At 52.9% G+C, this 21,007-nt stretch carries 18 protein-coding genes; 5 read left to right on the forward strand and 13 right to left on the reverse strand.

Annotated elements, in window-relative coordinates; genetic code table 11:
* Nucleotides 1–8 precede the first annotated feature (8 nt).
* From LEPTO7104_RS0101740 to leuS, 12 genes are all read right to left on the reverse strand, one after another.
* On the reverse strand, nt 9–911 hold the full coding sequence (locus LEPTO7104_RS0101740; protein WP_017296819.1) for a glycosyltransferase family 2 protein: 903 nt from the start codon (nt 909–911) through the stop codon (nt 9–11).
* Nucleotides 908–1,723 (reverse strand): glycosyltransferase family 2 protein, encoded by an 816-nt coding sequence (locus tag LEPTO7104_RS32365; RefSeq protein WP_422879812.1) that lies wholly within the window; start codon nt 1,721–1,723, stop codon nt 908–910. Before LEPTO7104_RS32365 ends, LEPTO7104_RS0101740 begins: the two co-directional genes overlap by 4 nt.
* Before the next feature lie 74 nt (nt 1,724–1,797).
* Nucleotides 1,798–3,039: a glycosyltransferase gene (locus tag LEPTO7104_RS0101750; RefSeq protein ID WP_017296821.1), complete on the reverse strand. Its 1,242-nt coding sequence runs from the start codon at nt 3,037–3,039 to the stop codon at nt 1,798–1,800.
* 83 nt (nt 3,040–3,122) lie between these two features.
* Entirely contained in the window at nt 3,123–3,950 is an 828-nt protein-coding gene (locus tag LEPTO7104_RS0101755; RefSeq protein WP_026072282.1) for a class I SAM-dependent methyltransferase, read from the reverse strand.
* Nucleotides 3,937–4,755, reverse strand: coding sequence for an FkbM family methyltransferase (locus LEPTO7104_RS0101760; RefSeq protein WP_017296823.1), 819 nt, complete (start codon nt 4,753–4,755; stop codon nt 3,937–3,939). Before LEPTO7104_RS0101760 ends, LEPTO7104_RS0101755 begins: the two co-directional genes overlap by 14 nt.
* Nucleotides 4,756–4,846: 91 nt before the next feature.
* Nucleotides 4,847–5,536, reverse strand: a complete 690-nt coding sequence (locus LEPTO7104_RS0101765) for a class I SAM-dependent methyltransferase (protein WP_026072283.1) — start codon at nt 5,534–5,536, stop codon at nt 4,847–4,849.
* A gap of 2 nt (nt 5,537–5,538) precedes the next feature.
* Nucleotides 5,539–6,507 (reverse strand): glycosyltransferase family protein, encoded by a 969-nt coding sequence (locus LEPTO7104_RS0101770; protein ID WP_017296824.1) that lies wholly within the window; start codon nt 6,505–6,507, stop codon nt 5,539–5,541.
* A gap of 34 nt (nt 6,508–6,541) precedes the next feature.
* Nucleotides 6,542–8,494, reverse strand: coding sequence for an asparagine synthase (glutamine-hydrolyzing) (gene asnB, locus LEPTO7104_RS0101775; RefSeq protein ID WP_071527165.1), 1,953 nt, complete (start codon nt 8,492–8,494; stop codon nt 6,542–6,544).
* A gap of 82 nt (nt 8,495–8,576) precedes the next feature.
* Nucleotides 8,577–9,362, reverse strand: coding sequence for an FkbM family methyltransferase (locus LEPTO7104_RS0101780; RefSeq protein ID WP_225886915.1), 786 nt, complete (start codon nt 9,360–9,362; stop codon nt 8,577–8,579).
* Nucleotides 9,344–10,660 carry an ABC transporter ATP-binding protein gene (locus LEPTO7104_RS0101785; protein ID WP_017296827.1) on the reverse strand — a complete coding sequence of 439 codons (1,317 nt, stop codon included), beginning with the start codon at nt 10,658–10,660 and terminating at the stop codon, nt 9,344–9,346. Before LEPTO7104_RS0101785 ends, LEPTO7104_RS0101780 begins: the two co-directional genes overlap by 19 nt.
* 216 nt (nt 10,661–10,876) lie before the next feature.
* Entirely contained in the window at nt 10,877–11,791 is a 915-nt protein-coding gene (locus LEPTO7104_RS0101790; RefSeq protein ID WP_017296828.1) for a DUF2887 domain-containing protein, read from the reverse strand.
* A gap of 211 nt (nt 11,792–12,002) precedes the next feature.
* A complete protein-coding gene (gene leuS / locus LEPTO7104_RS0101795) occupies nt 12,003–14,600 on the reverse strand; it encodes a leucine--tRNA ligase (RefSeq protein ID WP_017296829.1) in 2,598 nt (865 codons plus the stop codon).
* 519 nt (nt 14,601–15,119) lie between these two features.
* On the opposite strand from leuS, the gene LEPTO7104_RS0101800 reads away from it, so the two are divergent.
* From LEPTO7104_RS0101800 to LEPTO7104_RS0101815, 4 genes are all read left to right on the forward strand, one after another.
* Nucleotides 15,120–15,554: a hypothetical protein gene (locus LEPTO7104_RS0101800; protein ID WP_017296830.1), complete on the forward strand. Its 435-nt coding sequence runs from the start codon at nt 15,120–15,122 to the stop codon at nt 15,552–15,554.
* Nucleotides 15,555–15,727: 173 nt separating this feature from the next.
* The gene (locus tag LEPTO7104_RS0101805) at nt 15,728–17,110 is read left to right on the forward strand and encodes an efflux RND transporter periplasmic adaptor subunit (protein WP_017296831.1); all 1,383 of its coding nucleotides are present in this window, start codon (nt 15,728–15,730) and stop codon (nt 17,108–17,110) included.
* Nucleotides 17,111–17,504: 394 nt separating this feature from the next.
* Nucleotides 17,505–18,734: an ABC transporter permease gene (locus tag LEPTO7104_RS0101810; RefSeq protein WP_017296832.1), complete on the forward strand. Its 1,230-nt coding sequence runs from the start codon at nt 17,505–17,507 to the stop codon at nt 18,732–18,734.
* A gap of 4 nt (nt 18,735–18,738) precedes the next feature.
* Complete coding sequence (locus tag LEPTO7104_RS0101815) at nt 18,739–19,437, forward strand: ABC transporter ATP-binding protein (RefSeq protein WP_017296833.1); 699 nt, start codon at nt 18,739–18,741, stop codon at nt 19,435–19,437.
* A 299-nt stretch (nt 19,438–19,736) separates the two neighbouring features.
* Here LEPTO7104_RS0101815 and LEPTO7104_RS0101820 read toward each other — a convergent pair whose 3' ends face one another.
* Complete coding sequence (locus LEPTO7104_RS0101820; RefSeq protein ID WP_155523478.1) at nt 19,737–20,525, reverse strand: META domain-containing protein; 789 nt, start codon at nt 20,523–20,525, stop codon at nt 19,737–19,739.
* A 179-nt stretch (nt 20,526–20,704) separates the two neighbouring features.
* On the opposite strand from LEPTO7104_RS0101820, the gene LEPTO7104_RS39810 reads away from it, so the two are divergent.
* Nucleotides 20,705–20,845 (forward strand): hypothetical protein, encoded by a 141-nt coding sequence (locus tag LEPTO7104_RS39810; protein WP_155523479.1) that lies wholly within the window; start codon nt 20,705–20,707, stop codon nt 20,843–20,845.
* The last annotated feature ends 162 nt before the right edge of the window (nt 20,846–21,007 follow it).

Below are 21,007 nucleotides of genomic sequence, written 5' to 3' on the forward strand. Positions count from 1 at the left end.
AAATATGCTTAAGATGGATTGACCCACTGATTTTTTAAATCCTTGAGCTTTTTAAGGTGGCTGATTGGCAAAAGCCAGCGGGCAAGGGTGAATAGAAGCAGTTTAAAATAGATCGAAGTAAAGGCAAGAGGCGCTAAAAGCCCGTAGAAGCTGATGCAGTAGTGCCAATAGGCCGGTGGATATAGGTTAGACTTTGGTGTTGTCAATCGCTGCCATTGGTGCCAAATGGGCATCGGACTGGAAGACCAGTTTTGCTCTAGGGAGTTAAACTCGCAAAGTGCTTTGGCATCGCCTAAGACTTTTAGGCTGTACCCAGCCTTTTTAGCCTCCCAGGTGTAAACAACATCTGCCAGGCATTGCGGCAATTTATGACTGGGCGGATAGTCGATTTGATCAACAACCGAGCGGGGTAAGCAGACAAGATTGCCGCTCATACAATCGCAGCTTTTTTCCTTACCTTCTGGTACAAATAACAGCTGAAGCGATAAAAACCGTTTTACTTGCCCGCTATAGGTAGGTATTTTGTAGTTGGTTGGGCTGTAGCATTGAGCAGCCACAATTTTTTGAGCATCTTTGTAGCAAGCCGCTATTAGTAGGGAAATAGCACCCTCGGCAGGCAGCGTATCGTCATTTAGCCAAACGAAATGGCTTGCACCTTTGGCGTAGGCGTACTGCATTCCTTGTTTTATTGCCCCTGTCCACCACAGGGTGCCGTCCCCTGACAAAACGGTTACTGCCGGATAAGTCGATCGAATTGCTTCAGCCGTGCCGTCGGTAGAACCATCGTCAATAACCACAACGCGGTACTGCTCCATATCGCCATTGCGGTGGAGCGCATCCAGACAGGTGAGGGTGGTAGCCCTGCGGTTGTGAACGGGGATAAGGATGTAAATCGAAGAGGACGGGGTCATAGGTCGCTAATCCACCAGCGTTGGGTAGCGGGGTTATAGGCGCAGTGTTTATGGGTGGCTTTAAGCCCCCATTTTGTCGCCTGTCTTCGCACGGCGTAGGGCAAGAGCAGGTAATCTTTGGCAAGTTTAGTCACTATTCCCTGTATTTTGCCCATGGGTCGCCCGCCATAGGCTTCTATTACCTGGTAAGCCTCGGCAATATATTGCTCAGCCTGGGTCACCGATCGCTGGTTGCCGTGGAATCGAAAACCACCCAGAGGAACTGACACGGTATAGAGGTCTGCGTACTGAAAGAACCTGGCCCACAGCTCAAAGTCAGCCGCCAGAGGATAGGCGGTATCCAGGTAGGCCCCCGCTTTTTCCCATAGAGAACGCCGCCAAAAGACAGATTCCTGCTGAATGGCCCCAAGCGCATACCAGCGGTTGTGGGGAATATTTTCGCCCCTAAAAAAGCCCTGGCGGGTATAGCCGCCGCGCTGGGCACAGTAGGTAGCCGCTCCGGTAGTGCTCCAAACTATGGGGCAGAGGGTGGTTAACCACTCGACTTCGGGCAGGGTGCTAAAAATTTCGTTGGCCACCTGAAAAGCCCAGGAAACATACATATCGTCAGAGTTAATCCAGGCCATGATGTCGCCTGTGCTGTGCTGAAAGCCCTTGTTGATGGCATCGTACTGGCCGCTATCGGGCTCGCTACACCAAAAAGCCAGTTTGGCACTGTAATCTTGCAAGATCTGCGCCGTACCGTCCGTTGACCCACCGTCGATGACGCGATACTCAAAATTAGGGTAGCTCTGCGTTAAAACACTTGCCAAAGTAGCCGCCAAAAAATCAGCCTGATTGAAGGAAGGCGTAACTACAGTAATTTTAAGATGCTCAGGTGATGCTGTCATAGAGTTTGCTTATTTCGATTAACCATCGTTTCGTAGAGAGCTTTATAGCGCTTAGCCTGATGCTCTATGGCATAGTCTTTTACGGCAATTTCACGACAGTTAACGGCAAATTGCTGACGCATGCCTTCATTCGACAACATTGACACAACCTGGGCGACAAATTCGTCAGCTTGCTCAGCTGGCGCCAAAAGCCCCGTAATACCAGGACGGACTAGATCGGGCACCCCGCCCACATCAAAAGACACCATTGGGGTGCCACAGGCCATGCTCTCTTGCAGCACAATAGGCAAATTGTCGGCGCGAGTAGGGAATAAAAACACATCAGCGGCGGAGTAGGCTAAGGCCTTCATTCGATCGCTAGTCACAAACCCTAAGGACACAGTGGGCACCTGCACCACAGCCTCTACCGCCTCGGAACCATTCCCCATCAACAGCAACATAGTATTAGCCCTGAGGCTAGCGGGGAGCTGGTTCAGGCTATTGACTAAAAGGTCCATGCCCTTGCGGCGATCGCGCAGGCTCTCAGCGCAGCTCATCACGATCAGCTGGTCAAGCGGCAGGCCCAAAGCTTGCCGAGCCAGCGTTTTGTCAATAGGTGCGTAGGTCTGCACATCCAGGCCGTTGGGAATGTGCAAAATGTCATGGCCGTTGAGAATACTTTTTTGGGCCTGGTCCACAAGCCAGCGAGAGGGGGCCGCGATCGCCAAATTAGTCCTGCCATATACCCATCGTTTCAGCCGCCATTCTAAGCGGGTGCGATCGCGCTGAATACTAGGGTAGCTTTCAGGATAGGGGCAACTGCCGCAGCCCGATTGCCAGCGTGAGCAGTCGTAGCTGTAGGCGCAGTGCCCGGTAAAGGCCCACATATCGTGCAGCGTAAAGACAGCAGGCCGGGTGGTGGTTAGCGCTGGAAGAGCTAGATAGTTAAAGTAATCGCTGTGGATAACATGTAAATTCAGAATATCCGCAGCCTGAAAAAAGGGATGCTGCCTCAACCAGAACGTGCCGATCGCATGGATATCATTGAATCCCAAGGGTTTCGTAATTGCTTTAATGCCCCCTTCTAACAGCCTGAATCGAGGCATTAGAGCAGACTGATCTGAGCTTAGTATTTTAGCTTTGCTAATAATTTTGCAGTCGACGCTAAGCTGTGCTAATCCCTGGCACAATCGATACATAGCAATGGCCCCACCGCCCCCACCGCTATAGTCGCTAAAGTTAATTTGCAGGGCTTTCATATTGGGCGAGTTTCCGAAGTAACATATCCATGGCCCTTCTAAGGAGTTTTGAGTGGGAAAAACCGAGCGATCGCGCCTTTGAACTAGCGTTTTTGAGCTTCCATAAAGAGTGAGTCGGGTTTATAAACGCTGCCGTCAGGTTCGGTGTCGAGGCGCAGCGCGGCCCAGTTGGGAATTTGGCTTTGAGCCGCCCCGCAGACCGCAATGTCAGTAAAGCCGCAGTCGCTGAGAAGCTGGTGGAGAGAGTAGCGATCGTACATACAGTAGTGAATTTCGCCACTGAGGCGCAATCTTCCCACTTGTAGGGCAGCATAGTCAGAACGTAGCACGAGCCGATACAAAAATTCTCGCAGTTGCCATAGGCGATGGCGAATTAGAGCTTTCCAGCTAAGGCCTTGGAGTCGGGCATCGGATGACTGCCGCTGAGCCTGAGCCATTTCGGCAATATATTTGGCTTCGCTCCCAATGCGCCCAACGATAAAGTCGAGGTTGGGAATGTTGGGCTGGCTAAAATAGTGAAGCATGTCGCCCCCCGTATGATTGCGAGTAGCCTGATCAAGCAGTTCTAGGAGCATCCAGGGGTAGTTGACTCGCCAGATAGGGTCACCTGCCAAGCACTTTTCTAGCGTGGTTAAATAGGCACGGGTAATTTGCTCAAGATCGGGTACGACAACGCGCACAGTTCCCTGGGGACGCAGCACGCGGTAGCACTCCTGCATAAACTGGTAGCCTGCGGCCCTGGGAAAGTGTTCTAAGACATGGGAGTGATAGACCACATCAAAGGAGTCGTCATCAAAGGGAATGCCCTTTTGCAAATCATGTTTGATGATGCCTGAGCTATGAGCGATCGAATCGAGGTTGACCCAATCGGGGCGAAAACGCGTGCCACAACCGAGATTAAGACATCTCATAATTATCTCTAAAAGCAAAGATATTTAGCTGCATATCCATTCCCATATGTACATTTCGGCTAACAAATGGATGGGGTGAAATAATTGGGGGATGGATATGAACTCTAAAGCCAGATTCAAACAATATAGTAGTTAGTGTGTGGAGAGTTTGAGGGCGATCCACAAAAGAATGATACTCAATAAATAAGTTTCTTATATTTGGAAGAAGATCTTCACAGTCTTGAATGACTTCTGTTTCAGCTCCTTCAATATCAATTTTAAGGAAGTCGACTGGCTCTTTTAGATAGTCCCTCAGTCTAATAGTGTTGACTGAATATTTTGAGTAGCTCTGATCTTCCGTAGCCACTACTCGACCACCATCGGCCCCTTCAGACATGAATTCTAAAGTCGTTTCAGAATTCCAAACGGCTTTATCAAAGATTTCAACGTTAGAAAACCCAAAGCTAGAGACGTTAAACTCTAGAATTTCAAATACTTTTTTGTCTGGCTCAAAAGCCATTACTCTACAGCGTGGAAATAGCTTCTTAAAATATATAATGCTGAGACCAATATTAGAGCCACAGTCGATCACTAAAGGCGATTCGGTATCACAGACAAAGCGATAGATTTCCTTGTCAAATATCTCGTCATACATGAAATCAAATGATGCAGAATCGATCCCTTTAACAGGATGTTCCAAGATGTTGGTTTGGAAAATAGTATATCTGGGCACTTGGGAAATTTTCCACAGATCAATTTTCTGCTTAACCCTTTTTGGATTGCCAAGCAGCCTTAAAGATCTTTCAAAGTATGACTTGAGACTCATAATCAATGTTTAAGATTAGCTTGTCCACTGGATTGGCTAACGAGTTATGTCTATAAACACCAGTCAACAAAATGTGATCAGTAGAAAATACTCAGTTACAACGCTGTAAGACAGCGATTGAATCTCGCTGAACTAGCCCCAAATCAGCATTGATAACCTTCCAGCCGGCCCGTTGAGCAGCAGCAGTCATCTGAGACTGAGCGTTTCTTGGCCACCATATCTCATCATCCTGTTTATCTCTAAACTCAAGCGGAACTCCGCCTTTTTCCCATCCATAATTCTCTAATTTTTCCCAATCTCCATAATGATGAATAGCATACCCATTTTCTTTGACTTTAGGGATTGTTTGAGTTAAAACATCTTCAATCTTATCCAAGTTATTGTGGCAGAGAACCCCGAAAGACCAGCAAACATCAAAATAATCATCATCAAAGATTCTATCGTAGGCAGAACTATCTTCTATTTGGTGACAATATAACCGCCCAGGATAACGGGACGGTTGCAGCCAACTTTCGACATTCTGAAAGTCAACTACGTGTAGTTCTCCCTGGGGAATATGTTGCAAGATTGCTTTTGACCAGGATCCTCTTCCAGGTCCAATCTCAAGAATCTTAGAATTAGGCTTCAAAAACGGTAAGAGGCCTTGCCTAAAAACTTTCCGATAGGAACCACCAATTGCACGCTCTTCCTTCCGCCTAACAGAACTGGGAAAAATAGACAGGACATTTCCACTGTCATATCCGTACCCAAATTCTTTCTTCAACCAATCTTGAGTTGGCATTTCTAGAGTCCTTTATTTTCGTTAAAGAGGTTGTCTTTTCTAAAGTAAAACTTGAGTTTTTTGAGTATTGTTTTAATCATCTTTTTTAGTTTGACGATGTTTGGGTTAGTAGATGAAGGCAAAAACACAGTCTTAGCTGTGTAAGCATCGGCTTCAGCATGTCTGACGACAAAACTGGGATGATGGATAACCTCTGCTACCCCAGTAGGAAGATAAGCAAGGAGCTTACTATAATCAGTGGTGTTGGTAGATTCTTGGCCAAAGCCCAGGTTTGTTACAAGATTTTGGTTAGGCAATATAGTTAATCCACTATTTGACCAACAGGCATAAGCCCAACGATATGCCCAGCTATCAGGCTTTCCTTTAGAGAGCAGATTGTCAAATACATTGATCCAATAATTAATTTCTTTCGGGTTTTCAAATACCGACTCCAGTAATCCAGAATCTCGAAACTCTGGCCATTTCACAATATTATCTTGATAATTTTTCCAAGCCCGTTTCCAGGTAGCCCATCCCCAGCAGTGAGGATATCGTGAAAAGTAGTAACTGCCGTCTCCCCTGGTCTTACCATTTTGAAAATTATTGCCACTAATCATCCAAACCCGCTCATCGTTTTGGTAATGGTTCAGCAACATTTGGCAGAAGGTGAAAAAGTCTTTATTCGGCAAGCAGTCATCTTCCAAGATGATTGCAGAGTCGATAGATTCAAAAGCACTACTCAGGCCAGAAACAACTCGTTTGCGACAACCCAAGTTCTGTTTAGAATAGTCGCGTATGACTTCGCAAGGCCAATCAATGCTTTCAGTGATGGCTCTCGTCTTTTCGCAAAGCAAGATCTCTGCTTCGTTTCTGGGGCCATCAGCAACAATAAATAGTTTTTTGGGTTGAGCCAAACGAATTTGCTCAAACACTTTCGCCGTTACATCAGGGCGGCGAAAGATAATAAAAACTACTGGAGTAGATAGCGACATAGAGTCAGTGATTGATGTCAAGAAAGACAAGAGCCTAGCTAACTAAATTAGATTTCAAACTAACGCTCGCAACAATCTGCCGATACCAAATTTCTAGAACGACAGCTTTATAAAGCATAAATATATGTTTCCCAGTTTCTCGAAATTCATTCACCATGACTTTAATCATTCCACCATCCAAAACACTAGACGATACCAGGTATCCATTCTGTAATGCTTCGAGATAATGGTTAATGATAGCTGTCATCCAAACTTGAGTGGGCGGCTGAAAACCTCTTTTAGGGCGGTTCATTACCTCATCGGGCAAAATATCGGCGATCGTAGTCTTGAACCACGCCTTGGGGGGCAGATGGTGATCAGGCTGAGTTTTACGCAATCCAATAACCACCTCGGCTAGACCTTTATCTAGCAAGGGCAGACGAGTCTCTACAGAGCAGGCCATACTGACCCTATCACCCAGTGATAGACAGTTTGATACAAGCCAAGTTTGATACAGCGCCTGGCAAATCTGATTAGGAATATCTAAGCGTTGATCTAGTTTAGTTTGGAAAGGGCAATAGGGATTGTTTTCTGGCAAGTTTTGTGTGGTTGAAGGATATAAGCGTTCGCGGTAGTTGAGAGCTTCAGTAAATTCGGGAGTAAGTTCGTAAAAAACAGTTTGACTTGAGTCAGACAGGTTTGCTCGACTAAAAGACAGGCTAGGTTGCACGTAAGATTGAACTGAACTTGGCACCTTGGAGCTATACCCCAACCGCTGATAAAGAGGGTGCTGCACAAGTTTTTGCAGTTGTCGTAGCCCCTGCATACCCCAGGCAGGCTGTTGCGACAAAAAGTAGATGAGCTGATTAATTTTGGCAGCATGGGTGACCCAAGGATAGCCCCAAAAGAGCTCATCACCGCCCAGCCCACTAAGCATAACTTTGATACCTTGACTATGGGCTAATTTCATTACTGAGTAGTGCCCATAAACCGCAATATCAGCAATAGGTTCATCAACAGCAGCAACTAGCTCTGGGAAAAAATCTACTAGCCCCTGCGTAGATAGCTCGATTTCATGGAACGGTAAGTCGAGTGATTGGGCAAGAGATTGAGCCTGACTCCGCTCGTCGTACTCCGGTCGTCCCTCATAGCCAATAGAGAAAGCTTGGAGCGTATCGCGATAGTTACGGGCGGCCAAAGCGGCAATGGCGCTAGAGTCTATACCACCGCTTAACGCCAAACCAATGGGTACGTCTGACCTAAGGGTCAGGTTAATGGAGGTTTCTAGTTGTTCACGAATCAATTGGGAGGGATTCCCTTCTACAGGCGGAATGTCTTCTAAGGACCAGTAGCAGGTCGGAGCAATGATCCAGTCTTTTGGTGTAACAGTGAGAGTGTGAGCGGCAGGCAACTTATAGACATTTTTGAGTGGCGTAATAGGTTCAGGGACGTATTGGTAATGGAAATAAAGGTCTATTGCTGCTGGATTAAGCTCAGGTTGCTCAGGAAGCAGAGGAAGCAGACCTTTTAGCTCAGAGGCAAAATAGAAAGTTTGATCGTCATGCCAATAAAATAGAGGTTTTTCGCCAAACCGATCTCTAGCTAGAAATAGGGATTGAGCCTGCCTATCCCAAATAGCAAAAGCAAACATACCTCTGAGTTTGGCTAGGCACTGATGTCCCCATTCCTCAAAGGCTGCTAACAATATCTCAGTGTCACTACTACTCTTAAAGCGATACTCTTTAAGCTCTAATTCTTGTCGAATTTCTAAGTAGTTATAAATTTCGCCATTAAAGGTAATACAAAAACGCTCACTATGGGACATCATAGGTTGATGTCCTAATGGGCTAAGATCTAGAATAGAAAGACGAGTATGGCCAAGTTCTACAAAGCTATCTTGCCAAACGCCCTGATCATCCGGACCACGATGCCTCAGCAAAGCAGTATTAAGCTGTGAATTGCTATTCTTGCCCCCAGTTTTCTTGAGACACCCTAATATACCGCACATAATTAATTATCTAGAGAGCATTCAAAGCAAAAATTGTCTAAAACAGCACCAAATCAAAATAAAAAATTTCGGAGTTAAAGCCTTAAAAATCATTTTTACTGCTTCTAATTTTCAAAAAATTGTTATCTAGAAAAATGAAACTGTTCATCAGCTTAGAGTAGAAGCAGTAATCATTTGCTACCAAGAAATCAGATACCCTTGGCTCTCTAGAAGTATCTTCTCTTGTTAGCTCCTCAGCAACAATGGCCTTAGGCCTAAATCTACTCCAGTCATTCGACTTCAAAACTTCATAATCCAACCCCTCTGCGTCAACACTTAAAAAGTCAATAGCGGAACCAAACTCAAGATAGTTTTCTAAGACATTCGCTAAAGTTCTTGTTTTTATCTCTTTCGTTGCTATTATTCGGTGGTTTGAGATTTCCTCGTATTCTTTAGAAAGCTCAGCAGAAAATCCGTTTAGTGCTGGCTCATCAAATTCGTAATATGTTAAAACTTCTTCTCGATCAGATATTGCCATTTCCAAGTTTAAATCTCTAGGTCTAATTTTTTCAAATGGCTCCATGCTGCCTGGCATAGCATCAATATTAATTCCTCGCCATCCCTTCAAATAAAAAAGGTAAGTATTTGAAAATCTCTGTGGATGATGAGCACCAACATCCACATAAAATCCTCTCTCCTGACCATCAAAAATCCTGCTTAAAACCAAGTCTTCCCCTTCTTGAGAGAAAGACAACCTGTGATAGAGATAAAACTCCTTAGAGTATATAGAGTAGCCTCTAGGATTAATTAGCGCTCCTAATATCTGAGAATATTTTTTTGAGGCATTACGCATGAGAGTAATTTTAGATTTCATGGCTGCGTAAGGCATTCATTAAACATCTTCTCATCTTTAACTGACCATTCCCCTTTGAGCAAAACAGGGCCAATGCCGCTGTGAGGCGTTCTGCCTTTGCCATAAAAACTGCCGTCTTCTACATCGATAAAACCTATAAAATCTCTTGGCCAATCGGCCTCTAAATTATTTACAACTGCCCGAACTCCTATATAATATCGCCCTTTTGAAAAGGGAAAGTCTGTCACTTGACAGCTTATGTAGCCCTGCTGAAATATGTTATCAAACGAAACTCCCATATAATCGCTATATAAAATTGTTAGAACATCTCCCAGGTTAGTGTGTAGGCTAAACCCTATAGAGACATTCTTAAGCGGGCTTTGAGAGTTTACCTTGAAGCCAAAATTAAGGTAAATAGTGCTTCCAGATGTTACGGTTGTGATCAATCCTCCCTCAACATCCTCAACCCAAAAGTCAGTAATCATTAAATCACCTGTGCCCGTTCGTCGAATTTGGGCGACAGAGGTTTTGCTTGACGCTCTAGCCAGATCTTGCAAGTAAAAGCTAATCCCTGACTGTGAATCACCATCAAATTGAACGGTGCCGCTGCTCAATGCAATCGTTCTAGAACAAAGGTTTTTAATCGCAGACATTTGATGGCTAACAAACAGAATAGTTCGCCCTTCCTGATGAGCTACATTTTCCATTTTGCCTAAACACTTTTTTTGAAAGGCAGCATCGCCTACGGCCAATACCTCATCCACCACTAAAATCTCTGGTTCCAGGTGAGCAGCGACCGCAAAGGCGAGCCTTACATACATGCCGCTGCTATAGCGCTTAACCGGTGTATCTAAAAATCGTTCTACTTCCGCAAAGTCAACAATTTCATCAAACTTGCGGTTAATCTCGGCCCGGCTCATGCCCAAAATTGCGCCGTTGAGAAAAATATTCTCCCGCCCCGTCAGCTCCGGGTGAAACCCCGTGCCCACCTCCAGCAAACTCGCCACTCGGCCCCGCAGTCGCACCCGCCCTTCCGTTGGCTCCGTAATGCGGCTCAAAATCTTTAGCAGCGTAGACTTACCTGCCCCATTGCGGCCAATAATGCCCACTACCTCCCCCTGCTTCACCTCAAAGGAGACATCCTTTAGCGCCCAAAACTCTTCCTTGCTGGAGTCGGTTTTAGGCTTAAGGGGGTGGCGCAGGCGATGACCCACAGACTTAACGCCATCGGCCAGCACATCGCGCAGGGCCACATAGCGAGAGCTACCCTGCTGCTGGTGACCAAGCACATACTTTTTGCCGAGATTTTCGACTTGAATAACCGTATCTGACATGGGCAATTGGAACGGGGGCTGTTCACTCACTGGCGCATCCGCCATTGTGCCCATTGTGCCCTGTGGCTTTATGAAAGTTTCATGTCCACATACTTAGTTACGCGATCGCCAGGCTTTCGGGCCTATTGTTGTAATCCGCTGATGCAGTGATCCGCTGCCGAGAGGGCGTTGAGATGGCTTGAACAGGCGATCGCCTAATGATTCTCAGCCTGCCCCCTAGCTCTCTATTTGCTCTGGTATTGTCGTTTGAGGGGTTGTCGCCGGATGAGCTTGCAACCATGCGTCCAATGCCGCCAGGTCAGCCAAATCAAACAGAATTTCCGACAGCGCATCCAGCTGCGCTAGCGAAAGGGCCTGAATCTGAGCGATTTGAAGTTCTGACAGTGACCCCAGACGACGTGTTAAGAATCGAACCAGCAGCATTGCCTCAGCCTGTTGCCGACCTTCTTCGCGGCCTTCTTCGCGGCCCTCTTCGCGACCTTCCTCTAAGACTTCCTGATAAAATCGGGTCTGCCGGATGTCAGCTGCTTTGATGTCTAACATCACTAAAATCTCCTGGGTGGTGAGCTGCGGAAACTTATTGACGAGTATAGCTTCTACCAAACTCAGGGTTTGCTTAAAAGCCTCTGCGCCCTGGGGTTTGACCGTACTTAGCAAAGCCTGGGCGGCTAGGGCGGTGGCCTCGTTGGGCAGCACAATCAGCTGTAGTAGGGCCAGGGCCGGGGGCAGCTGGGTTTCATGCAGAAGATCTTGCAGGTAGATGCGCTGTACCTTGCTGTCTAGCAGGTCATGGTAGGGGGTTTCGCTGCCGAGAGACTGGTGCCGTGACTGAAGAATGAGCAGGCCGCGCCAGGGGCGATCGATCTGATACTGATAAAGGTAGAGGTAGGTCTCAGCGAAGTAGCGCCCGTAGAAGCGGCTGTCGGGCTGCATCTGGGCTTCTAGAAAAATGACCGGAATGGTCGGATCGTCGGACAGGGGCAGCAGCAGCCCGTCTAGACGAAACTCGCTTTCCTTCACCACCGGGGCCACGTACTCGAAGGCGCAATTGGCAGGCAAACCGGGGATGAGGTCGGCCAGCAGAGATGGCTGAGTGAGAAAAATTTGGTAGTAAAGCTTATCGGTTCTCACGCGGTAGCAGCAGAGTAATGGGAACGTTTTCGGCGATCGCTACAGACAAGTGCCCATCCTAAAACCAAAGGCCTTTACCCACCAGCGGCAGAGTTGTGAGGGCCAGTACTCAATGACTGACATACACCTGCCGTTCTGACGGCCCATCTCCCTCGCTCCCCTGCCCCCTGGCTTAAATAGTCCCTAAACTTCCGCCATTGAGTACCAGCTGCTACCCCGCCACCACGAAGTTGACCAGCTTGCCCGGCACCACAATCACCTTTTTGACCTCCTTGCCGTCGAGGTAGCGCTGGGCCACCTCCGACTCGCGGGCGTAGCGCTCCAGGGCAGCTTTGTCGGAGTCGGCGGGTACCTCCAGGGTGCCGCGCGTTTTGCCCATGATTTGAATCACCAAGGTAATTTCGTCGACGACTAGGGCGCTGGGGTCAAACACGGGCCAGGGGGCGCGGTGAACGGAGTCGGTATGGCCCATCTGGTGCCAGAGTTCATCGGCCATGTGGGGCGCAAAGGGCGCCAGCAGCAGCAGCAGGGCGCGCACGCCCTCGGTGTAAACGGGGGAATCTTTTGCTGCCGAATCAGTCAGGGCATTGCTGAGCTTCATCAGTTCCGAGACGGCGGTGTTGAACTGGTAGTCGCCCTCGATGTCTTCGGTGATCGCCTGAATGGCGTTGTGAATGGCGCGGCGCAGGGTTTTCTCGTCCTTGGAAAGATCGGCTGCGGCCAAATCCCCGGTGGGCGAACCGCCGTTCGCCCCTGCGGTGGCAATATATTCGGTGACCAGTCGCCACACCCGATTGAGGAAGCGAAACTGCCCTTCGACATCGGCGTCATCCCACTCCAGGTCTTTTTCGGGAGGGGCTTTGAAGAGAATGAACATGCGGGCGGTGTCGGCCCCGTACTTAGCCAGCACCGACTTGGGGTCAACGCCGTTGTATTTAGACTTCGACATCTTTTCGTAGAACACCTCCAAGCTGTCGCCGGTGTCGGGGTCTACGGGGTTGGCCGGGTCTGTCACATTTTCGGGGGCGACATACTTACCCGTTTTTGGGTTCTTGTAGGCGGTGTTTTGCACCATGCCCTGGGTCAGCAAGCGCTGAAAGGGCTCGTCGCAGGAGAGCAGGCCGCGATCGCGCAGTACCTTGGTAATAAACCGCGAGTACAGCAGGTGCAGAATGGCGTGCTCAATGCCGCCCACGTACTGGTCTACGGGCATCCAGCCGTTGGCTTTGGCGGTATCAAACGCAGCCTCAGGATTTTTCGCGTCGGTGTAGCGCAAAAAGTACCAGGACGAGTCGATAAAGGTGTCCATGGTGTCGGTTTCGCGCCGGGCGGGGCGATCGCAGGTGGGGCAGGGCACATTCACCCAGTCCTCCAGCTGGGCCAGCGGCGAGGCACCGCGACCCGAAAATTCCACATCCTCGGGCAGGGTGACGGGCAGCTGGTCGTCGGGCATGGGCACAATGCCGCACTCAGGGCAGTGCACCACCGGAATCGGCACGCCCCAGTAGCGCTGGCGCGAGATCAGCCAGTCGCGCAGGCGGTAGTTCGACTCGCCCTGGCCCTTGCCGTTGGCCTCCAGCCAGTGAATGGCGGCGGGCACGCTTTGCGCTTCGCCCTTACCCGCCGGAATATCATTCAGCGGGCCAGAGTTGACCATCACCCCGTCGCCAGCCCAGGCGGCGGTTAGGGTGTCGCCGTCGAGGCTTTCCCCCTCGGGCTGCACCACCACCTTCACCGGCAGGCTGAATTTGCGGGCAAATTCAAAGTCGCGCTGGTCGTGGGCGGGCACGGCCATGATCGCCCCGGTGCCGTAGCCCATCAGCACATAGTCGGCAATCCAGATGGGGATCTTGTCGCCGTTGACGGGGTTCACGGCGTAGCTGCCCGTCCACACGCCGGTTTTTTCGCGGTCCTCGGCGGTGCGATCGATCTCGCTCTTGGCGGCGGCCTCCTTGCGGTAGTCATCGATGGCGGCGACGCGATCGGGGGCGGTGAGCTTTTCGACCAGCGGATGCTCGGGCGACAGCACCATAAAGGTGGCCCCCCAGAGCGTATCGGGCCGGGTGGTAAAGACGGGCAGATCGTCGCCAGTTTCGGTTTTGAACACCACCCGCGCCCCGGTGGATTTGCCAATCCAGTTGGCCTGCATGGTGCGCACCCGCTCGGGCCAGCCGGGCAGCTTGTCCAGGTCGCTCAACAGTTCTTCGGCGTAGTCGGTGATCTTGAGAAACCACTGGCGCAGCAGCTTTTTCTCGACGATCGCCCCCGATCGCCAGGATTTGCCCTCGCTATCTACCTGCTCGTTGGCCAGCACCGTCTGGTCGATGGGATCCCAGTTGACCGCCGCCTCTTTCTGGTAGGCCAGCCCCATCTTCAGCATTTGAATGAAAATCCACTGGGTCCAGTGGTAGTAGTCGGGGGCACAGGTGGCCACTTCCCGCTCCCAGTCGTAGGAGAGGCCCAGCTCTTGGAGCTGCGATCGCATCTGGTCAATATTGGCATAGGTCCACTGGGCCGGGTGAATGCCGCGATCGATCGCCGCATTCTCAGCAGGCAACCCAAAGGCATCCCAGCCCATCGGGTGCAGCACCCGGTAGCCCTGCATCCGCCGCACCCGCGCCACCACGTCGGTAATGGTGTAGTTGCGCACATGGCCCATGTGCAGGTTCCCCGACGGGTACGGAAACATTGACAGCGCATAGAACTTGGGCTGGTCAGGGTTCTCCACGGCGCGATCGAGCCCCTGCTCGGCCCAGGCCTGCTGCCACTTTTTCTCAATCTCTGCGGGGTTATACTTGCTGGACTCCACGTCCCTGACTCCTACTGCTGCACGGGTGCGATGTTCCCCATGATAGACGGGAGTGGCGGCAGGAGGGCAAGTGGGCGCTTTCCAGAAGCCCTGCGCACGTCTGGCAGATCAGCGGAGGCTGTAAAAACCTCATCTCTCTGGTCACGCCTCAAGATGTCGCGCCTCAAGATTAGGTTGCGGGGCAACAGCAGGAAATTGCGAGAGCAGATCCATAAGCCTTACGGAAAACAAGCCTTACGGAAAACGTGGATCGGCCTGAAACTCTACCACCTTCAGCCTTCCTTGAGAACGAAATAGCCTGACCCGAGGCTAAGGGAAGTCTTTATTCTATGGCGGGAGGTTAGGACAATTCTCCTACCTGCGAGGGCGACAATTGCCCTGCTGAGGTTGGGAGATTTGCTTCAGGCGGAGGCGGGGGGCGAGTCCCTAGGATGGGGCTATTCCACGGGCATGGCTCGGCTCCTTGAGGCCCAGCTGAGCGCCGTGGGGTCAGCGTCATATCACTATTGGAGAAATCGAATGATTCCTAAAGCCGCTATTCGAGCAACATCCAAGCTACTCATGGTCGGCCTCAGTATTAGCGCCATGGTGCTGGTTGCTCCCCAGATGGCCCATGGCCAGCCCGCTGGTGCACCTCCCCGTGAAGCGCTGCGATCGCTCAACCTGAGCCGGTCTCAAATGCGGCAGCTGCGCGGTGTGATGCAAAACTACCAGTCGAGTTTGAACGGGATCTTGACCGCCAGCCAGAAGCAGCAGCTAGAAGACTTGCAGGCCCAACAGCGCAACCAATCGGGAGCGGGGAACCCTGCTGACTTAATCAGTCAGCTCGACCTGACGGAGGCTCAATCCAGTCAGCTAGCCAGCCTCCAGGAAAACATGGCCCAGGAGTTGCGGGGTATTTTGACCTCAGAGCAGCTTCAGCAGGCTCAGCGAATCGGCTTTCCGGGCCTTTAACCGGCTTCGGTTCACCCCTCCACTTCACTCCATGGCGCTCCTCTTGGCGCTCTGCCAGCGCGATCGAGGGGAGCTTTCTGAAAACAAGATTGAGCCAAACCCGGCAAACAGCCCAGTGAATCAACCATGCTCTTACCACCGCCCATAGAACTGCTGCCTTCGATGGTTTTGCCATGACAACCAATCCGTACTCGCGCCCCCTGCGCCAGCAGGAGGAGGCGATTCCGCCGCCGCCGCCGTCTAAATCTCCCATACCCCTGCCGCCCAAATTTAAGGGCCGCTCGCTGATCTGGGGCGTTTCCCTAGTGGGGCTGCTGGGGCTTTTAGGCCTGCTAGGGCCAAGGCTGCTGCCGCTGCTGCCTCACAAATCCCAGGATCTGTCCTTGGAGGAGCTGACCCAGCCGGTCGAGGTTCGATCGCTCACCGTGCGGGTTGAGGGCAGCGGTAGCGTGGTCGCTAAGGACACCGTTAACCTCAGTCCTAAAACCGCCGGGCGGGTAGCAGCCCTCTATGGTGAGCAGGGCGACCAGGTGAAGACCGGACAGGTGGTGGCCCAGATGGAAGTGGGCACGCTGACGGATGAGCTACAGCAAGACCAGGCCCAGCTGGCCCAGGCCAACGCCGACTACGCCAAAGTCGTGGCGGGCAATCGAGATGAGGAGATTCGGCGGGCCAGGGCTGAAGTAGCCGCAGCAACCTCTCAGGTGACGCTGACAGCATCCCAGCTGGAGCGGTACCAGGCACTGGCCGATCGCGGGGCAATTTCCCAGAATGATCTCGACCAGTACAGCAACGAGGCCCGCAACGCCCAGGCCAGCTTAACCCAGGCCCAGGCCCAGCTCGAAGAAACGACCAGTGGCTCTCGCCCGGAGGACATCGCCGCCGCCGCCGCCGCCGTAGCGGCCGCCGAAGCTAAGGTCGCCGCAACTCAAACTCAGATCGAGGAGGCGACGATTCGCGCCCCCTTCGATGGGGTGATTACTCAAACCTATGCCACGGTGGGGGCGATCGTTACCCCCACCACCTCGGCTTCGGCGACGGCTTCGGCCACTTCTAGCTCAATCTTGGCGATCTCTTCGGGGCTCGATATCACCATTGATGTGTCGGAGGCCAGCATTGCCCAGATCAGGGCGGGGCAATCGGTGGACATTGTGGCCGATGCTTTTCCCCAGCAGGTGTTTAAGGGCCGGGTGAAGCGCATTCCTCCCGAGGCGGTGACTGAAGATAACGTGACCGTGTTTCAGGTGGTGGTGGAACCCCTGTCGGGGCTGGATCAGCTTAAGGCGGGCATGACTGTGGATGCCACGTTTACGGGCGAAACGCTGGCGAACGCGCTGGTGGTGCCGACGGTGGCGATCGCCACGGAAAACGGGGAGCTTGGCGTGCGAGTTGCGGACCCGGCGGGTAAGCCTGTTTTTAAGCCGGTCACGGTGGGCTTTACCCAGGATGGCAAGACTCAGATTGTGTCGGGGCTGGCGGCGGGCGATCGCATTTTTCTTGACCTGCCGCCGACGGAGGGCGGGGCGTCGTTTGCGCCGCCATCGCCGCTGCCTTAGTAGACTGCGGCACAAGTGTGACGACTATTGTCAATCGCGAGGGAGCAGGGGAGCGAGGGAGCCAAGCGCGCCAAAGCGGTGGAGATGTTTCAGCCTTCGAGTACTAGGGCTGTGGCGGCGCACAATTTGGGTCAAAAGCCGGGTCTGCTGCCGGGGCCATTTCGCTGGCCCCAGACCCCCGTCGAGCAGGACGTTCCGTCGTCCTGCACCTCACGGAAAGGAGTCATTGATCATCGGTTTAAACCTCTGTTCTGCCAACGAACCGGTTCACAGCTCCGGTGAAGCTAACCTAACCTCCCCCCTTCCCTATCTCCCCCCCTTTCCCCATCTCCCCCATCTCCCTCTTCCCCGCACCCATCCCCCCATCCCCTCATCCCCCACTCCCCACTCCCCCATGCCTCTCAATCTGCTCGAAAACGCCACTATGGCGGTCAAAACCCTCAACGCCAACCGGCTGCGCAGCGGCCTGACGATGCTGGGCATTGTGATTGGCAATGCCTCGGTGATTGCGATGGTGGCGGCGGGGCAGGCGACCCAGGGCTATGTGACTCGGCAGTTTGAGTCGCTGGGCACCAACGTGCTGTTTGTGACGCCGGGGGATGCCCAGCGGGGACCGGGGGCTGGCTCAACGCGGGCCGATACGCTGACCCTGGCCGATGCGGAGGCGATCGCGGCGGAGGTGCCGGCAGTCAGTGCCGTTTCGCCGGAGAAGAGCCAGCGGCTGCGGGTGACCAGGGGGACGGCGGGAACCCAGGCCAACGTCGTTGGGACTACTCCCGACTATGTGCCCGTGCGCCAGATTTCCATAGCTCAGGGTCGGTTTCTCAGCCCCGTGGATAACCAATCCAGCATGCCGGTGGCGGTCTTGGGCAGTGCGGTGGCCCAGACTCTGTTTGGCTGGCAGGATCCTCTAAACCAAAGTATTCGCGTCAGCAACCTGCGATTTACGGTCGTTGGCGTGGTGGCTTCGCGGGGGTCGTCCTTTGGGCAAAACCAGGATGAGGCAATCTACATTCCCATCTGGGTGATGGCTAACCAGCTCACCGGCCAGGAGGCGGGCAAAACCAGCACATCGGTGCAGACGATTGCCGTTTCCACCCGCCAGGAGGCCCAGGCCAGCGCCGCCCAGTACCAGATCACCAATTTGCTGCGGCTGCGCCACGGGCTTTTGTACGATGACGACGACTTTACGGTGCAGAGCCAGCAGGATTTGCTGACTACGGCGGCCAGCATTACCGACATGCTGGTGCTGGTGCTGGGGTTTACCGCCAGCATTTCGCTGCTGGTGGGGGGCATTGGCATTATGAACATCATGCTGGTGTCGGTGACTGAGCGCACCCAGGAGATTGGCCTGCGCAAGGCGATCGGGGCCAAGGGCGCAGATCTGATGGCCCAGTTCACTATTGAGGCGGTGATTTTGGCGGTGACGGGGGGGCTGATTGGCGCCGGGTTTGGGGTTGGCGGCATTGGGCTGATGGTGCTGCTGAGTCCGCTGGAGGCGGGGGTGAGCTGGGGGGCGATCGCGCTGTCGTTTTCGGTCTCTGGCGGCATTGGCCTGGTGTTTGGCATTTTGCCCGCCCGCCGCGCCGCCCAGCTGGACCCGATTGTAGCGTTGCGGAGCTGAACCGATGGCCCTGATAGAATTCGATCGCGTTAGCAAAGCCTACGGCAGCGGCGAGCTCACTGTCCAGGCCCTCAGACCGATTAGCCTCACCATTCGGGCGGGGGAATACTGCGCCATTGTGGGGCCGTCGGGGTCGGGCAAATCGACGGCGATGGCGATTCTCGGCTGCCTCGATCGGCCCACTAGCGGTACCTACCGGCTGGACGGCAACCCCGTGGATACCATGGGGGCCAACGCCCTAGCCGAGGTGCGCAATCGCACCCTAGGCTTTGTGTTTCAGCAGTTTCACCTGCTGCCCCAGCTCACCGCCATGGAAAACGTGATGCTGCCCATGGTGTACGCCAATCTGCCCAAAGCCAAGCGCAGGTCTCGCGCCAGTCGCGCCCTGGAAAAAGTGGGCCTGGGCAACCGCATACACAACCGCCCCAACCAGCTGTCGGGGGGCCAGCAGCAGCGGGTGGCGATCGCCCGCGCTATCGTCAATCGGCCCCAGCTGCTGCTGGCCGATGAACCCACCGGGGCGCTAGACTCTCACACCAGCCAGAGCATAATGGCGATCTTTGCCGACCTCAACCGCGAAGGCATGACGGTGATCATGGTGACCCACGATCGCCAGGTGGCCGAGCAGTGCGATCGCATTATCACCTTCCACGATGGGCAGGTCATCAAAGATTCTCGCGCCCCCGGCTCCCTCACCCGCTAGCCGTTTTCCTGCTGACCCCACTGGTTTGAGCACGGTCCACTGCGGCTGGGGACCCGTCGATAGGGTTTCGAGCCGAACCCCAGGCCTGCCGGGCGGAAATGAAGCCATCGTCTATGGCTGTGCCCAGAGCTGTGGCCAGTCTGGCTAAGACAAGTCTCCTATGAACGTTCAAACGTTTGAACGTTCACAGGGTTTCTGGATCTCCTACCCAACGTGACTATGGCTATAGCTCCCCTGGCTCCCCAGCCCCCCAGCCCCCCTGCGATCGCCAGTACGAAACAGACGCACGCCGCAGTCTACTAGTCAGCGACCAGCGTCATAGTGCCGCTGTCGAAGGCGAGGTCGATAAAGAGCTTGCCATCCCGGAAAAAGTAGGTGCCTGAGTTGCCCAGGGCCTGCACAAAGTCACTGCCGATGGAACCCTCCGGGCAGGCGGCCATGGTTGTGGCAATGGGAGAGACCTCAAGCCTGTGATCGTCGGTGGTTGAAAAGGTGCCTCGTCCCCGGTTGCAGTCGGCCTGCACCAGCAGGGTGCCGTCCTCTAAAAATTCAGCCGTGTAGCTATCGGGCTGATCGGGCACCAGCAGGGTATCGTTGCTGAGCTGAATTTGCTGGAGCTTCCACAGGGTGCCCACCAGGGCCGGGGTTGGTCTGCCCGAAAACTGCATGGTGCCGCTGTCAAACTTCAGATCGATAAAGAGGTTGTTGTTCTGAAAGAAATAGAGGTTGGCATTGTTCATGGCCTGCAAAAACTGAGGGCTAATGCTGTCCTCGGGGCATGCCGCCAGCGTGGTTGGCCCCAGCTGCACCGAAATTTGCCCGTCTGCTGATTCGGTAAATTGACCCACGGCCCGGTTGCAGTCGGCTTGCACAAATACCTGGCCGTCATCGGCAAATTCAGCGGTGTAGTTTTGCGGCGGGTTGGCGGTTAGCAGAGCGCCATCACTCATCTGAATTTGCTGTAGCTCCCAAACGGTGCCCGTCAAAGGCGGCACCCCAGGACCCGTCGAAGGGGCAACGCAGGCTACTGTCCCCATCAGGGCCGTGGCAGCGGCGGTAAGCACCGCAGCGGAACGAGATAAAGCCATTAGGATCACCAGTAGGTTTCATGGACTAATAAACGGGTCAAATCTCGCAGCCACCCCGAAAGGAGCCATCGCTCAGCGAACTCCGCCAGAATTGTCGCTCGCTGACAGGCTCAATCCGACGTATTGGGTAAATCGGATGGGTTAAATCCTGGTTGACTGACGAAACCCTTGAAACCCTTATGCTGCCGCAGGTTGGGTCAACTAAAGCTAAACCCGACAAAACCGTTACTGGGGCTGGGTTTTCTCTGCTGGAGACGCTGCGCGAACGCTTCGCTCAACACCAACCGACAGCAGAATTTTTGTCAGTCAACCAGGAGTAAATCAGGCCGAACCAGAGCTGCCGGAGCAGCGCTGCCCGGTGGGTGGTTTGCAAGCCCCATAATAATTGCAACATTGCCTAAAAGACGTCAACTCCTGAGCTATAAAGTCATATTTTTTAACGTGCAATTTCTCGCGTTGGCGCAATTTTAGGAGAACTCGAA

This window comes from Nodosilinea nodulosa PCC 7104, from assembly GCF_000309385.1.
Taxonomy (GTDB): domain Bacteria; phylum Cyanobacteriota; class Cyanobacteriia; order Phormidesmidales; family Phormidesmidaceae; genus Nodosilinea; species Nodosilinea nodulosa.